The sequence below is a fragment of the Psychrobacter sp. DM8 genome (genome assembly GCF_051307025.1).
GTDB lineage: Bacteria > Pseudomonadota > Gammaproteobacteria > Pseudomonadales > Moraxellaceae > Psychrobacter.
Genome location: NZ_CP195538.1, coordinates 2,785,803 through 2,801,326 on the forward strand (window position 1 = coordinate 2,785,803; position 15,524 = coordinate 2,801,326).

16 protein-coding genes are annotated in these 15,524 nt (G+C 44.2%); 5 read left to right on the forward strand and 11 right to left on the reverse strand.

Annotated features, from left to right (window positions below; genetic code table 11):
* Nucleotides 1-109 precede the first annotated feature (109 nt).
* From ACR64J_RS11970 to ACR64J_RS12010, 9 genes are all read right to left on the reverse strand, one after another.
* Nucleotides 110-766, reverse strand: coding sequence for a hypothetical protein (locus ACR64J_RS11970; RefSeq protein WP_435949849.1), 657 nt, complete (start codon nt 764-766; stop codon nt 110-112).
* A 40-nt stretch (nt 767-806) separates the two neighbouring features.
* Nucleotides 807-1,367, reverse strand: a complete 561-nt coding sequence (locus ACR64J_RS11975) for a hypothetical protein (RefSeq protein WP_435949850.1) — start codon at nt 1,365-1,367, stop codon at nt 807-809.
* 373 nt (nt 1,368-1,740) lie between these two features.
* Nucleotides 1,741-2,574 (reverse strand): sulfite exporter TauE/SafE family protein, encoded by an 834-nt coding sequence (locus tag ACR64J_RS11980; RefSeq protein ID WP_435949851.1) that lies wholly within the window; start codon nt 2,572-2,574, stop codon nt 1,741-1,743.
* 79 nt (nt 2,575-2,653) lie between these two features.
* A complete protein-coding gene (locus tag ACR64J_RS11985; RefSeq protein WP_435949852.1) occupies nt 2,654-3,157 on the reverse strand; it encodes a flavin reductase in 504 nt (167 codons plus the stop codon).
* A 207-nt stretch (nt 3,158-3,364) separates the two neighbouring features.
* Nucleotides 3,365-4,393 (reverse strand): methionine synthase, encoded by a 1,029-nt coding sequence (locus ACR64J_RS11990; RefSeq protein WP_435949853.1) that lies wholly within the window; start codon nt 4,391-4,393, stop codon nt 3,365-3,367.
* 159 nt (nt 4,394-4,552) lie between these two features.
* Complete coding sequence (locus ACR64J_RS11995) at nt 4,553-5,572, reverse strand: DUF1852 domain-containing protein (protein WP_435949854.1); 1,020 nt, start codon at nt 5,570-5,572, stop codon at nt 4,553-4,555.
* 301 nt (nt 5,573-5,873) lie between these two features.
* On the reverse strand, nt 5,874-6,485 hold the full coding sequence (locus ACR64J_RS12000) for a nitroreductase family protein (protein WP_435949855.1): 612 nt from the start codon (nt 6,483-6,485) through the stop codon (nt 5,874-5,876).
* 222 nt (nt 6,486-6,707) lie between these two features.
* A complete protein-coding gene (locus ACR64J_RS12005) occupies nt 6,708-7,646 on the reverse strand; it encodes a pirin family protein (protein ID WP_435949856.1) in 939 nt (312 codons plus the stop codon).
* Nucleotides 7,647-7,812: 166 nt separating this feature from the next.
* Nucleotides 7,813-8,475: a pirin family protein gene (locus tag ACR64J_RS12010; RefSeq protein ID WP_435949857.1), complete on the reverse strand. Its 663-nt coding sequence runs from the start codon at nt 8,473-8,475 to the stop codon at nt 7,813-7,815.
* A 6-nt stretch (nt 8,476-8,481) separates the two neighbouring features.
* On the opposite strand from ACR64J_RS12010, the gene ACR64J_RS12015 reads away from it, so the two are divergent.
* The 4 genes from ACR64J_RS12015 (at nt 8,482) to ACR64J_RS12030 (ending at nt 12,559) form a co-directional block, all read left to right on the forward strand.
* Nucleotides 8,482-8,751, forward strand: coding sequence for a LysR substrate-binding domain-containing protein (locus ACR64J_RS12015; protein ID WP_435949858.1), 270 nt, complete (start codon nt 8,482-8,484; stop codon nt 8,749-8,751).
* Nucleotides 8,752-8,851: 100 nt separating this feature from the next.
* Nucleotides 8,852-9,982, forward strand: coding sequence for a hypothetical protein (locus tag ACR64J_RS12020; RefSeq protein WP_435949859.1), 1,131 nt, complete (start codon nt 8,852-8,854; stop codon nt 9,980-9,982).
* Nucleotides 9,982-10,788 (forward strand): SDR family NAD(P)-dependent oxidoreductase, encoded by an 807-nt coding sequence (locus ACR64J_RS12025; RefSeq protein WP_435949860.1) that lies wholly within the window; start codon nt 9,982-9,984, stop codon nt 10,786-10,788. Before ACR64J_RS12020 ends, ACR64J_RS12025 begins: the two co-directional genes overlap by 1 nt.
* 505 nt (nt 10,789-11,293) lie before the next feature.
* Nucleotides 11,294-12,559: an amidohydrolase family protein gene (locus tag ACR64J_RS12030; RefSeq protein ID WP_435949861.1), complete on the forward strand. Its 1,266-nt coding sequence runs from the start codon at nt 11,294-11,296 to the stop codon at nt 12,557-12,559.
* A gap of 60 nt (nt 12,560-12,619) precedes the next feature.
* Here ACR64J_RS12030 and ACR64J_RS12035 read toward each other — a convergent pair whose 3' ends face one another.
* Nucleotides 12,620-13,552, reverse strand: coding sequence for a DMT family transporter (locus ACR64J_RS12035; protein WP_435949862.1), 933 nt, complete (start codon nt 13,550-13,552; stop codon nt 12,620-12,622).
* Between the two features lie 572 nt (nt 13,553-14,124).
* On the opposite strand from ACR64J_RS12035, the gene ACR64J_RS12040 reads away from it, so the two are divergent.
* Nucleotides 14,125-14,730, forward strand: coding sequence for a YceI family protein (locus tag ACR64J_RS12040; RefSeq protein ID WP_317200795.1), 606 nt, complete (start codon nt 14,125-14,127; stop codon nt 14,728-14,730).
* A 146-nt stretch (nt 14,731-14,876) separates the two neighbouring features.
* Here the strand turns inward: ACR64J_RS12040 and ACR64J_RS12045 are convergent, their stop codons facing one another.
* Complete coding sequence (locus ACR64J_RS12045) at nt 14,877-15,497, reverse strand: YceI family protein (protein WP_435949863.1); 621 nt, start codon at nt 15,495-15,497, stop codon at nt 14,877-14,879.
* Nucleotides 15,498-15,524: the final 27 nt, after the last annotated feature.

The window sequence follows — 15,524 nt, forward strand, 5'->3', positions numbered from 1 at the left end:
TTAGTATTTCCTTATACAAGATAACTTATACCATTCACAAAAATTAGGGTAGCAAGTGCAAGTACTACGCACGGTAGACTAAACAAGTTGGACACCGCTATTTTTTGAATTATGGTTCAGCATATATGGCTCTTAAACAACAATGGCTAGGTGCATCAACAGTGCTTTGGCTATAGTATATATCTGAACTGTCACAGGCTGACTCTACAGCGTTAGATATATAAGCATAATCATCTAACGCTAAGCTTTCGTTGCTCTCTGGATTGACGAATATACCTTTTATAAGATCAGCACTAGGAATCTGGCTCACCAATTCTTGTGTCGCAGCCTGTATTGAACATGGTTCAGAATTATCCATCGTACCGGTTTGAATAAACTTAAATGATTTACTACATTCAAATAAGCTTTTAATATCATAAAGATTTAAACATATGACATAGCGTGAAGAATAGATATCTAATAGCTGAATAATATCATCCACTTGGTCAGGCTGACATTTTATAGTGGTCTTCACAATATCCATATGTTCAAATAAGTGCTTGGAGCTATTTTCTTTTGTCTGTAGTCCCACCAAGAAATCAGCACCCACCGTCTCTTGTAGCTCTGATAATGCTTTTTCATTCCAGTAGTCGTTGACAACGAAGCAGCCAATAATAGATGGTGGAAAATATTCCATATTTGGTCGATATAAGGCCGCAATAGTTATATCTCTATTACTAGAATTCACAATATCAACTTGCATTGCATGAGCAGAATTATTATCCATAACCATGTACTCTACGGCTCTATATTGTTGGTATTGGTTGTTAGAAATTAATCTGAATACTTACTTTAGACTCATCTATACCAGCCACACAAGCAACCATATGCTTTGCTTCAGCTATGATATCGGATAATGCATTTTCATCCTGCTCACCTGAAATTTCATCAATAGCACTTATTACATCTTTCGACTTTGATTTATCTTCAAAGACAGACCATTCAAGACTCTCAACATCAAGATCAATGTTTTCTAGTAAGTCATCTGTCGTTATATAAGATAAAGGATACCTTTGACCATCTGTCAGTTTTCTCCAAGCTTTCTTAAAGTTAGCAGTGTCTGGTAATAGCGCATATTCACTAATATGAATTACCTTCCTTCCTTCGTATTCCTTTGAAGCTGTCCAACCTGAGATCTTACCAATCATGAATGCTTGACCATGATTAACGCCATCCTTTACCGCCCATGGTGCTCTATGGTTTCTCATAAGAACGACATATTCGGCCTTATCAATACGATCAGTCCTTGCTTTCCAATAGGCTGAGCCACCTTCTGATTGCATTTTGGCTAAATCTTTGCCTGTATATATACCTATTACGTTAGCCACCTTGTTAATCCTTGTGGTATTTAATTTATGTTTATTATGCACTAATGCGGAAATAATTCAAGAAATATACCTAATATTTGCGTAAATATTAGGTGTATAAACATATAATTAAGTTTATTCATTAATGTTTACGCAAATAACTAATTATGATCAGCACTTTTAACTACATCAGCAATCAGATGCCGTGAGCACTTGACCATACTCTAAGAAAACCAGCTGTTTCAGCCTTCAAACCTATTAAAATACCACTTAAAATAGACCGCCATACTGGAACTACTTATAACAGACTGCTATGTTAGGTATGGTTTTTGGTATTACTCAATATAATTCTGTTTGTTAATTTTGCATCTTAAACACATCAATATAAAGACTCTCAAACCAAACCCTTATAAAGAAAATAAATCCCCACTACGAATAGCAATATCGAAAAACACTTTTTCAAAAGCTCTGGTGATAAGATATGCGCAACTTTAGCGCCAAGCTTAGCGGTAAAAAAGCTCATGCTCGCGATGCCCAAAAAGGCATAAATATGCACAAAGCCAATGGTATTAGGCACATCGACCTGCTGTTGCATGCCAAAGAACATAAACCCTAACGCGCCAGCTATGGCAATCGGCAGGCCACACGCTGCTGAGGTGCCCACCGCTTTTTGCATGACGACATTATAGCGAGTGAGATAAGGCACGGTTAAGCTACCGCCGCCAATACCAAAGATGGCAGACGCGATACCGATAACGCCGCCTGCCGCGAGTTGCTTAGGCTTGGACGGTAGCTCTGTCTGAGCATATTCAAGCCCGCTAACAGTATCAGTCTGACTAGCGACCTTCTTTTTGACCCCGAAAAACATCTTACAGGCGACCCATAGCAAAAACACCCCGACGATCAGCTGCAAGTACAACCCTGAGATTTGTCCCGCTATCCCAGCGCCAAAGAAACAGCCTAGCGCTAACCCTGGTGCTAAGTTTTTGAACACCGGCCACATCACCGCGCCTTTTTTATTATGCGCCATCAGTGAGCTGATTGAGGTGACGATAATAGTGGCTAGTGACGTGCCGAGCGCAAGATGCATGATGTTGTCAGGACTATAACCCATTTGCGTAAAGACGATAAACAGTAGCGGTACGATGATCGTGCCACCGCCCACACCAAACAGCCCTGCCGCAAATCCTGCTAGCGCGCCGATAATTAAAAAGATAATAAGTTCCACGGGATAGTTGCTTCTGTATTGAATAAGTTATATGAGTGAAAGGTAATCTCACTGATTGACGATGAGTTTGCGCGCAAATTTAAGTAATGTCTACTTGACCAACTCGAGAATACGCACGGTTAAAATAAACCAAACTCTCGTGTTGCCCGTCTTGTGGTTCAGCATACTTGATACCGACAACTTGGCACATAAATATACTATGCGTGCCCACTTGCTGAATGTCGTCAATCACGCAATCGAAGCTCACCAGCGCATCTTCTAGCACAGGTGCGCCTGTGACCAGCTCAGTCCATTGACCATATTCAAATCGCTCGCTTGAACCCAATTTAGAAGCAAAGGCGTTGGATATAGACTCATGCTGTGCGCCCAATACATTGACGCTCAATATTTTATTATCCGAAAAATGCGCATGCGAGCGCGCCGCCTGATTCATGCAAACAAGCAGCGTTGGCGGCGTATCGGTGACGCTACACACCGCAGACGCCGTAAACCCATAAATGCCCGATTCGCCTTTGGTCGTGACCACATTCACAGCAGTTGTGAGCAAAGACATGGCATCTCTAAAGTCAGTGGCTTCAATCATAATTTAGTCTCAAGTTTATCAGCGCTTTTTTATCAAATGCGCTTAGCTGTAGGCTAGTTTTTTAACCGAGCTCAATCCAGCTCAATCCAGCATTGTCACTTTGTAATGTATAAAAGCTGAACTAAAAGTCCAGCCTATACGGATATAATTATACTTGTAACTGAGGCCACGCATGCAGGTAAACAAGCTAGCACTTGTTAAGAAATGCTAAGCGCTTAGCTCATTACGCACGATTGCCGCGCCTGCGCTCAGCGCTGCTAGCTTGCCGCGCGCTACCTCACGAGACAATGGCGCCATACCGCAGTTGGTCGACGGATAGAGCTTATCGGCGTCGACGAATTGTAGGACTTTGCGTAGCGTATCAGCGACTTGTTCGGGAGTTTCAATCTCGTTGGTGGCAACATCGATAGCACCAATCATCACTTTTTTACCACGAATAAGCTCAATAAGCTCCATCGGTACGTGCGAGTTTTGACACTCAAGCGAGACAATATCGATATTAGATTGTTGCAGCTTTGAAAAGGCTTGCTCGTATTGACGCCACTCTGAACCCAGTGTCTTCTTCCAGTCATTATTGGCTTTGATACCATAGCCATAGCAGATATGTACTGCCGTTTCACACTTGAGGCCCTCGATGGCGCGCTCCAAAGTAGCGATACCCCAGTCATTAACGTCATTGAAGAACACATTAAAGGCAGGCTCGTCGAATTGGATAATATCGACACCAGCCGCTTCCAATTCCCGCGCTTCCTCATTGAGAATTTTGGCAAATTCCCAAGCTAGTTTTTCACGGCTTTTATAATGACTATCGTACAGCGTATCGATCATCGTCATCGGACCTGGTAGCGCCCATTTGATCGGCTGATCGGTCTGCGCGCGCAGGAATTTGGCGTCATCAACGAAAACGGCTTTGGGCCGGCTCACCGCATCCACCACTGTCGGCACACTCGCCTCATAGCGGTCACGAATTTTGACCGTTTTACGATTCTCAAAATCGACGCCGTCGAGATGCTCAATAAAGGTCGTCACAAAATGCTGACGGGTCTGCTCGCCATCACTAACGATATCGATGCCCGCGTGTCTTTGCTCCTGCAACGTCAAACGTAGCGCGTCTTGTTTACCATCAAGTAACTGCTGCCCTGCTAATGCCCAAGGTGACCAAATTTTCTCAGGTTCGGCTAGCCAAGACGGTTTGGGTAAGCTGCCTGCAGTTGAGGTTGGTAATAGTAGTGTCATAGTCTTTACTCTCTTATATTTTATTCTTGTATATCATTACTAAATCTCATTTATCTTGGCGTAGGGTGCTTTTTAAGCACCACTCACCATGGTGCATGGAATACACCCTACGACTAATGATTTCAAATAGTTAGAAGTAAGATATTCATTAATAGACCACTAAGCCGCGCGTTTTTTCACGCTATCATTGTCCAGCACAAAGCTTGCCGCCCACTCATCAAGGATAGTTTGATACGGTTTGATAAAGTCATCTTCGGTGTATTTGCCCTGCGTTACTGCCATCTGGCTACGCTCCGCGCGGTCATAGACAATTTGCGTTAGCGAGTAATCTTGGTACTTAAGGCTTGGCTGATACACCTGCCCCGCTCTTGAATTGGCATTATAAATCTCAGGTCGATAGATCTTTTGAAAGGTCTCCATCGTTGCAATAGCGCTTATTAGCTCAAGATCGCTGTAATCGCTTAGTAAATCTCCTGCGAAATAAAACGCTAACGGTGCCACGCTACCTGTAGGCATAAAATAGCGCACTGTGAGGCCCATCTTATAAAAGTAATCATCAGTGAGTGAATGCTCATCTTGTCTGTATTCAACCCCTAACACTGGATGCTGATTGCCTGTACGCTGATATATTTTGCTGCTTGAGACACTTAGGCAAATCACAGGCTGCTTGTTAAACTCTGCTTGGTAAGCCTCTGAGCGTAGTAAATGCTGAAACAGTTTGCCATGGAGCACGCCAAAATCATTTGGCGGCGGCGCATCTGGATAGTTTGCAAAGTGCTCTGGTAACACAATACTAAAATCATAATCGCGCACGTAGGATGAGAAGCTATTGCCAATCATACCGTCGATACGCTCGCCGGTATGATGATCGACAATGGTGGTTTTTAGCGTTTCGATAACGGGAAAACTATCGCCCTTGCCCTCAACATCGCCCTTGATATGTAAATCGGCTGAGATAATATCCACCTCGACTGAGTAACGGTTGGCTGACGGGTTATCCCAATGCGCAAGATCGTTAAAGCGATTGTTAATCATCGCCAGCGTTTTGCGTAAGTTGTCTTGACGGCTCTCGCCGCGTGCCAAATTGGCAAAGTTCGTGGTCAGCCGCGTACTGTTTGCGGGCTGATAATTTTCATCGAAGCGAATGCTGGATATGGTATAGGTAAATGGCTGTGTCATGATACTCCCCTACTGCGCTGTCTTTATAGCACTTGATATTGTATGGGATAGATCATACCTAAATTACAACATGAATAAAAACGATAGTATTTTAAGATAAGATGAATTTAATTCAGTTCTCTGATATGTGTTGAATTTATAGGAGGAAACATAAACGGTAATAATATTTTTTTCTTAAAAACAGAAAGTAATAGAAAAGTTATTCCGATAATTACCATTACCATAAAAAACCCCGCTACTAAATTCATAGTAGCGGGGTTTTGTTTTTAGCACTGGCCATTATTGTACTTATAATAGCGACTTATGCGCCAAATACTTTCATGCGCTCATCTAATGGCTTGAACTCTTTTTCGCCAGCTGGCTGTTCAATAGCACCGAACACCAATTGTGCATTCAATTCCCAGTCCTCAGCGATGTTCCACTCTTGTGCAACTCTTTGGTCAATCACAGGATTGTAATGCTGTAAGTTTGCGCCAATCTCGATGCTCGCAAGCGCCGTCCAGATCGCATACTGATGCATCGCGCTGGTTTGATGCGCCCAGATTGGGAACTTGTCTGCATATAATGGAGCGGCTTCTTGCATGCCTCTCACAACGCCTTTGTCTTCAAAGAACAATACTGTACCTGCGCCTGCTCTAAAGCCTGCGATTTTATCTTTAGTACCTTTAAACTGCTCTTCGTTATTGACGATCACTCTTAGTGTCTCTTCGGTGATATCCCATAGTTTTTTATGGTCTTCGCCAAATAGTACAACCAAACGTGCTGATTGCGAGTTAAACGCTGAGGGTACGTGCAATAGTGCATGCTCAACCAATTTGACAACGTCGTCGTTTGAGACAGGTAACTGATCGCTTAGGCCGTAAATAGAACGACGCTTTTCCATAAGCTGTTGTAGAGTTTGTAGGTCTGACATAATTTGTCTCCAAAATTTATGTGAATAAAAAAGTATGGTTGATCATTGAACAACCCATACAAGTTAATAATGTGCCTATTATAAGAGAGCGGTAATGATATCCGTACTCTCTTTTTGTAAAATAACTTAACAGTAACTATAATTGTAAAGCTAAGGTAATCAATAAGTTTGTCTCGCCTTACCGATTACTTTACTGTCTCGCTTCTATAATTGCCTTTGCTACTAGCCTTGAAAACCTTCTGGCAACTCTGGTGCGGATAGACGCTTCATATCTGAGTCAACATTACCAAAACGCTCGTGACCGTTGTTCCAGTCTTTGATCGCAAGCTCAATCTCTTCTTTATTATCTGCGACAAAATTCCACCATAGCAGCACTTGGTTATTGAGAGGCTCACCACCGATGAACATCACCCGCGTACCTTTTTTGGCGACTAATTTGATACTTTCATTATTGGCGACATCATGATCGTGAAAGCGCAGCAGTTGATCTTGTGGGCAGACTTTGCCCTCAGATTCAATCTCGCCTTCGTTGACTAAGATACCGTACTCAAATCCTGGCTCTAGCGTCAAGGTAACCTCGCCGTCTTCCTGCCAGTACACATCGATACCAACCATTTTTGAGTACTGAATCGTTGGCGCCTCGAAACGCTCACCCGTCACCGACGTATAGCTGCCCGTCGTAAGGATCATCTCGACGCTGTCTTCGGTCCACGTCGGCAATTCTGGATAGTGATGAAAGCTTGGCTCAATCTCTTGATCCGTGGGTAGCGCGATCCACAGCTGTACCATGCTCAGCGCACGCGACGCATCAGGCGATCCACCCGTATCAGGGAATACGCTTTGTTCAGTATGACTGATGCCACGAGTAGGCCCTGTGCCTGCGGTCATGACGTTGACTTGGTTTTTGGTAATGACTTGCTCGTTACCCAAGCTGTCTTTGTGCAAGACTTCGCCGTCAAGCATCCAGCTAAAGGTCTGCAAGTTGATATGCGGGTGACGACCGACCTGCATACCAGCTTCATCTGGACCGAAATCAGCGGGGCCAGCATGATCCAAAAAGCACCACGCACCAATTGGCTGCTTGCCTTTATTGGGTAGTAATCTGGCGATAGGAATGCCGCCGACGTCTGCCAGTCTTGGCTCTAGGGTTTGAATACTCATAACTCACCTCTTATTATTTGATGACAGATATAGCCAAAAGTAGCGTGTCTATTTTAATGTACTTGTTTTGACACCCTACTTTACTAAGCTGGCTATTAGAACTCTATAATGGTTTAAGTATATAAGACTACTTTTTTCATTGGTTTAGTGCCGCCTTATTGCCGCCTTACTGCATAGGTACTTCCATTAGCAATACGCGAGCGTCCTCATCAGCATCCATCGTGAAGCTCTTAGTATCCCAGATACCTAGGCCATCACGAGTATCTAAAGTGCTACCATTGATGGTCACTTGACCTTCTAGCACTAGTACATAAACACCATTGTTAGCATCTTTTAAGTCATAGGTTTCGGTAACGCCTTTATCAAAGCTGCCGATATGGAACCAAGCGTTTTGATGAATCCAGACACCAGCATCATTGGGGTTTGGCGAGAGTACTTGGTTAAAAGCATTGTGCTTAGCGTCTTCATCCATGCGCACTTGTTGATAGCGCGGAGCGACGCCGCCTTTGTTTGGAATGACCCAAATCTGTAGGAATTTGACGGCTTCGGTGTCATCGCCATTCATCTCGCTATGCGTGATGCCCGTACCTGCTGACATGACCTGAATCTCGCCGGTCTCAATGATGCCATTGTTACCGATGTTATCGCCATGACCGAGCTTACCTGACAACGGAATGCTGATGATTTCCATGTCGCGGTGTGAGTGCTTACCAAAGCCTTGACCGCCTGTTACAAAGTCATCGTTGATGACACGTAGCGCACCAAAGCCCATACGCTCAGGATTATGGTAGTTAGCGAAGCTAAGACAGATGAGCAAGGCAAAACGCATAACGTGGTGACACAATCGAAAATAAAAGCCAATAACGGTGATTTTTTGCTCGATATGGCAGTAAGGGGTCAAGGTATTGCGTTTTTGCCTACTTTTATTACCTATCAGACCGTAGCGCGCGGCGCACTTATTCCTATCCTTGAGCAGTATAAGCTGCCCTCTTTAAATGCTTATGCCGTCTATCCCAAAAACCGATTTTTGTCACAGCGCTGTCGTTATCTTATTGATTTTATTGCAGAACGCTTCGGTGATGATCCGTATTGGGATAAGACTTAAGCGTACGCTAAAAGTACTATCACTGCCGAAATACTATTGCTATTATCAAGTACAGCTTATGATTTAAAGCTCATTGACAACCAAACACTTATAAGGATATATGATGGATTTGCAATCATTAGGTATGAAAACCTTGCACGACTTTAATGAAGTACGCCAAAGTCCATTGCCACAAGAGCGCCTAAGTGCGGCGCGCAAACAGGCCGAAGCGTTTCGCGAGCGCTTTATGGAGGAGCCGGAGGTCGCCTACTATCAAAGCGTCAATCTAGTGCGCGTCCCCTACCCGACATGGTACGCTTATAGCGGCGTCTATACGCAAAGCACCTACAAGTTTCCGTATTTGCATATTTTAAACCGTCTATTTATTGTGCAGTTTTGCAACGCCTTAGGTGAGCTTAAAACCTTGTTGTTCTCACCATCAGATATCGATGCTGACCGTGAAACGCCATTCTTTAAACGCCTAACTGATAAAATGCCCAACTGGTCGCCGCTTGAAAACGTGGTTGCGCCTATCTTTCGCGATGTCACTGAGGCTCTAAAAGAGATTAATCTAATGCCAGAGGACGTCGATTACATCAGCTACGACCATCTGCATACGCAAGATGTACGTCAATGGCTCGGTAGCAAGACCGCTACTGAGGACAGACCTGCCTACTTCCCAAATGCCAAGCTCCTCGTCCACGAAAAAGAATGGCAAAGCGCGCAGGGGCTACTGCCAGTACAAGCAGAATGGTACTGCCCTAATGGCATCGAAGGCGTCGATCCTGAAAAGGTGATTACCTTTACCAGTAGCCTACAGTTGGGCGAAGGCTTAGCGCTTGTGCATACGCCTGGTCACACTGAGGGCAATCACTCTTTGGTCGCGCGCGTCCCTGACGGTATCCGCGTCACCTCAGAGAATGGCGTGGGCGCTGATGCTTATGCCCCGATGAACTCCAAGGTCAACGCCATTCGCCGCTATGCCAAAAATACAGGCATGGAGGTTATCTTAAATGGTAACACCCTAGAGGACAGCACCGACCAATATATCTCTATGGTCGTTGAGAAAACCATCGCAGGACCGTCTAGCAATCCTGACTTTCCTAATTGCGCCTCAAGTAGTGAAGCCACCCCTTATTGGCTCTTGCCAGGTCAAAAGGTCAGTCATCTCATTGGCGAAGCTAAGTTTGGCTCGCTGCGTACCCGTAGCGCTGCACCTCAAAATAGTAAAGCGCAACAGGTAGGTGCTTGATGAGTTACTATAAAGACAAAACGGTTTATATCACGGGTGCAGCCTCTGGTATTGGCTTTGAGACGGCCAAGCAATTGATCAATCAAGGCGCGCATCTAGTACTATTTGATGTGCAAACGCTCGATGAGACCTTGTCAACGCTCAAAGGCATGAACAAACTCAACACCTCAATTAGCACCTATGAGCTTGATGCGACCGACGCCCAGATGACTACCAAACAGATCGCTGAGGCCGCGAGTCATACGCCGCCCGATATCTTAATGCATTTCGTTGGCGTCACAGGGCCTTGGACTTTTGATGAGATGACGCAAGAGCAGTTTGAGCGAGTCATGAGTATCAATGTGTTTGGTACGCGCAACGTGCTGGCAGCGGTACGTCCCTTTTTATCGCGCGGCAAGCAAGTGATGGTGACGGCGTCGATGGCATCGTTTACAGGTAGTTATGGCTATAGCTCTTATAGCGCCTCCAAATTTGCCATTTGGGGCATGATGCAATCGCTTCATTATGAATGGCAGCCTTTGGGGATCGATATTACCGTCTTTGCCCCGCCGCCTATCGATACCCCGCTTACCCAAGCTGAGGTCGGAGTCATGGCAGCCGCAGGCGTCGGTATGAAAAAGCTAGCAGGCGAGCTCAAAATTGAAGATGCGGTCAAAGCTATGCTAAAAGGCGTCAAAAACCGTGAGTTCTTGGTTGTGCCAGGCGTGATGGCCAATCTCATCCGCTTGCAACTACGCCTCTTTCCTGTCAGCTGGGTCAATTGGATTGGTGACAAAGCGGTTGCGATGTCGATGAAAAATAAGTAGTTTTTGTTATAGATTAAAATCTCAAAAATCGTCAATGTAAATAAGATATAGCAGGATGGATATGAATTTTTGCAGCCTTTGTCTGCGTAGGCACAGCACGTAAAAAAATTTATATCCATTCCGCGTGTCCGTATAGCATTTCTATTTTATTTACTTATTTATTTACTTATTATTAGCTGAGCGTAATGCTCAGCTTTTTTTTGGCTATTTTTCACTTCTCCTTAATCAATCCATTCCTGCCTACACAATTGCCACCGAACCATGACACTAAAAGATAGCAGCTATTTGCTAAATATTTTACGCTTTAATGATCTATAGTCGGTTCGCTATAAATGTTATAGCAAGACTGATAAAGATTTTTGTAGCCTCTGTCTGCGTAGGCACCCCAAGCTAGAAAATCTTTATCAGCCTTGCTAGTAAATAGAGCACATAATACTTTTATTTAGAATCTACTAATCACTACATACTTAAAATAAAACGATAACTCTCAAATGGGATAATAACAATGACCGACTTTACTATAAAAAACGCCATGCTCAGAGCCTATCAATATCCCGTCAATATCCGTATAAAAGACGGACTCATCGCTAGCATAGACGTGGTCAAAGGTGACGGCGCTACTGATAAAGTGGAGATTTCTAAGCCTAATAACGACGAAGCTATTGATTACGATGCAAAAGGCAACTTTGTCTGTTCAGGGTTTTTTGAGAGTCATATTCATCTGGATAAAGCCTGTATTCTAGACCGTTGTAGCGTAGAAAAAGGCACACTCGATGAGGCCGTTGAACAGACAGGCAAAGCTAAAGAAAATTTTACTACTCAAGATGTATTTGAGCGCGCCTCAAAGGTGCTAGAGATGGCAATCAAAAAGGGCACCGTCGGTCTGCGCACCTTTGTAGAGACTGATGAGAAGACAGAAATGCGCGCTTTTGATGCCATCAAGAAGGCGCGCGATAAATATGCCTTTGCTATCGATGTTGAGATATGCGTCTTTGCCCAGTCAGGACTGACGACCAAACCCAAAACCCTTAAGCTACTTAAACAAGCGCTGGAGCAAGGCGCGGATCTGATAGGGGGCTGCCCTTACAAAGACGACAATCCAGACGAGCATATCGAACTGATATTCGATATCGCTCAAGAGTATGACGTCGATGTTGACTTTCATTTAGATTTTGATTTGGATCCTAAAGACTCTAGCATTCCAAAAGTGGTAGAGGAGACCATCAAACGTGGTTATCAAGGCCGCGTCTCTATCGGACATGTGACCAAGCTTGCGGCGATGGACAAGATGAAGCGCGGTGAGATGGCAGGACTACTCAAACAGGCAGACATTGCCCTAATTGTCCTGCCTGCTACTGATATCTACATCAATGGCAGTGATTACGAAGCGCTTATCCCTAGAGGCACGGTCAATGCCAATCCGTTCGCAGAGTTGGGCGTCAAAACCATGATCTCAAGCAACAACATATTAAATGCCTTTACCCCTTTTGGCGATGCGTCACTCATACGCATGGCGAATATGTACGCCAATATCGCGCAATTATCTACCGATGATGAGATTGCAGATGCCTTTGATATGATCACTCAAAACGCCGCCAAACTATTATCTATGCAGAGCCAGATAGTGGTTGGCGCGCCAGCAACGCTAGTAATACTAGAGGCCAAAGACGAGGTCGAAGCCATCCGCACCAATGCGCAAGCGCTAGCGGGCTTTAAAAACGGTAAGCAAACCTTTAACAACGCGGCCGCTGAGATTTATTTTTTAGAATGATTTTAAAGGCTTTAAAAAAAGCGCTTATTGATAAGTCAGCATAAAGCTTACTTTGATAGCCTACTTTGATAGCCTAGCCATCTTCATACCGCCCCAAGTGACTAGCATCACACCGAGGGCGATCAAAGCGCCGCCTAAGATTAACCCCTCAGGCGGCGCTTCGCCTTGCAAGAGAACAGCGACGGGCACGCCAACGATAGCACCGACAGCGCCAAGTAGGCTTAGTAGCACAGGCCCGCCCGTTTTTTGTAGTACAAATAGCAGGACAAACTGCACCGCAAAGATGATAGCTTGCACAAGGATTAATAGTATTGAGTGAGTATTGTCTAACGAGACTATAAGTGAAAAACTAGGCAGTATCCCTACTAGGCCGAGCATAATAGCCGCGGCGATCAGCATGCCAGGCGCGAGTGCAATAGGTGAGGCATCATCCGGCCAGCGAAGCGTGCGATAAATATTACCAATCGCTAGCAGCACAGGGCCACAAAGCGCGATTAAGATCCAAAAGACGCTGGTATCTGGCGTCGCAAATTTACGCGCTGCCAGTACACCAACGCCTATAAGCGCAGCGGCGACACCGAGCGCGCGCACTGTACTAAAGCGCTCGATACTCAGCATAAGCGCGCCCAAATAAGTCAGCAGCGGCGGCAAGGAGATTATCAGCGCCACAAAACCTGCACCTACGTGTGGAATAGCGGAGAAAAATATCAAGTTTGAGCCTGCGACGCTGACCAAAGCGGCAACGATGTAATACTCAAAACTACGCTTGCTTGGCGCTAATAGCTCGCCTCTCATATAGGCGACGACAAGCAAGATAATGGCAGCGCCCGCAATTGACCAAAATAAAAAAGCCAGTGGTGTTAGTCCAATCTCATCTGCGTACTTGGCTAAGTTGGTTGAGATACCAAGCAATGCCCCGCCCAAAAGCAGACAGGTCAGCGCTATAAGCCAAGCATTTTTTTTGATAAAAGACTGTTTAATCGGTTCACTCATAAAGGATAGTCACCGTCTAAAAGCCGTTTTAAATATAAAACCAATAAATATAGTCCGTTTAATCTGAAGGCGATACAGGGAAATTGAGATATGTTTTTGCAGCATCAGGTAGCGTAGGCACAGTACGCAAGAAAAAATTGTTTTAATTTCGCCCTATAATATAGTCGATATACTGTAAAAATGTTATAGCGCTGCTGGTATGAATTTTGCGCAGCCTCTGGGGACGCAGCACGCAAGTAAAATTTATACCAGCAGCGCGTTCAAATCTATAACCGTTTTGCATTCAACTAACTATAAGACGTCTCTGTTTTATTGGGTATCGACCTTAGAACATGACAGCCTAAACCAGTAAAAGGGAGTACAGTAACCAAAATATAACAACACCACGCAATCATCTATTCTAGTAATCAACAAGATTGCTAAATATTTGCTAAACTAATAACGCATTTCGGTAAGATAAGCTAAACGATAAAGATTTTAGTTATTTTGGCTTTTATACCAAAATGAATAACGAAATTATAGTCTTCGAGTGCTCATTAATAACCTCTTACAGTATATAAGGATAACTTATTATGAATTTATCAATTAAAACATTAAAACGTACTATTGCTATCACTGCGGTCAGTAGTCTTGGCATGCTTAGCGTACTAGGTCATAGTGCCATATATGAGCTTGACCCAAGCCATACCGCAGCCCGTTTTACTGTTGATCATTTTGGCACCTCTACCAATGCTGGTGGATTTTATGGTTTGACAGGTATGATTGATTATCAGCCAGAGGCTCAAAAGGGGTTTGTAGGTATCACTATTCCTATGGGTAGCTTGAGCACAGGAATCAAAGGCTTTGATAAGCATCTCAAATCTGCTGATTTTTTTGATGTTGCCAAGTACCCTACCGCTTATTTTAAGTCAACATCATGGCAGTTTGATGGTGAAGAGGTACAGACAGTAAAAGGCGATCTAACGCTACATGGTCAGACGCACCCTATCACGCTCACCGCGACCAAATTCAATTGCTATGACAGTCCAGTACTTGAGACTCAAGTATGTGGCGGCGATTTTGAGACCACTATTGATCGCACTAAGTGGGGTCTTACCACCTATACCGATGGCGGTATGATGAAAGACATTAAGCTCGTTATACAAGTAGAAGCGAGTCTAAAAGATGGTAACTCGTAACCTAAATGTCTACTAATACGCTTTTTATGATTGCGCTCTTTAGCGACCAGTTATAAAAAACGCGCTATTTTAATAAAAAGGTATCAATTTGCTTGATACCTTTTTTATTGCCAGCTTTTTGCCTGTTAATGAACCTATAAAACGCCCTACTGCTTTGCCGCTTCTATTTGAATCATCAAATCTACTTTTTCAGTCATCCCAAGCAAGGTGTATTTGCTAATGCCCCATTTGGTGCGATCGATGGTCGTAGTAAAGTCGCCACCGCAAACGCGCGCTTTTAGAATAGGACTCAAATAACAATTAAATTTGGTCGCCGTCAAGGTTACCGGATGGGTCTGCCCGCGTAGGGTCAGATTACCATCTACGCGAGTGACTTGTGGCGAGCTGGCATCACTAAAGTACCATTTACTCGACTTAAAATACGCTGCTGGATACTTGTCGATATCGAAAAATTCATCACTTTTAAGTACAATATCAAAGGCGGTATTGCCTGTCATTAACGTATTCATCGGAATAATGAGGGCGATATCCCCTGTTTTGGCCTGCGGGCTGTACTCGAGTTGACCGGTTAGATTATAAAACCCGCCCGTATTGGTTGACGTACCAAAATGATCGATAGCGAAGCGGACATTGGCATGCGTGGGATCGATATTATAGGTGGCGGCGTAGCTTATACTGCTGATGCCGATGCCAGCAGCCGCTAATAATAAAGCAGCTATTGGCTTGCCAAAGTACGCTTGTATTTGAGGAAATAAAAGAAATTTCATAGCGGCCTTCCTTGTCATATAGAGTTA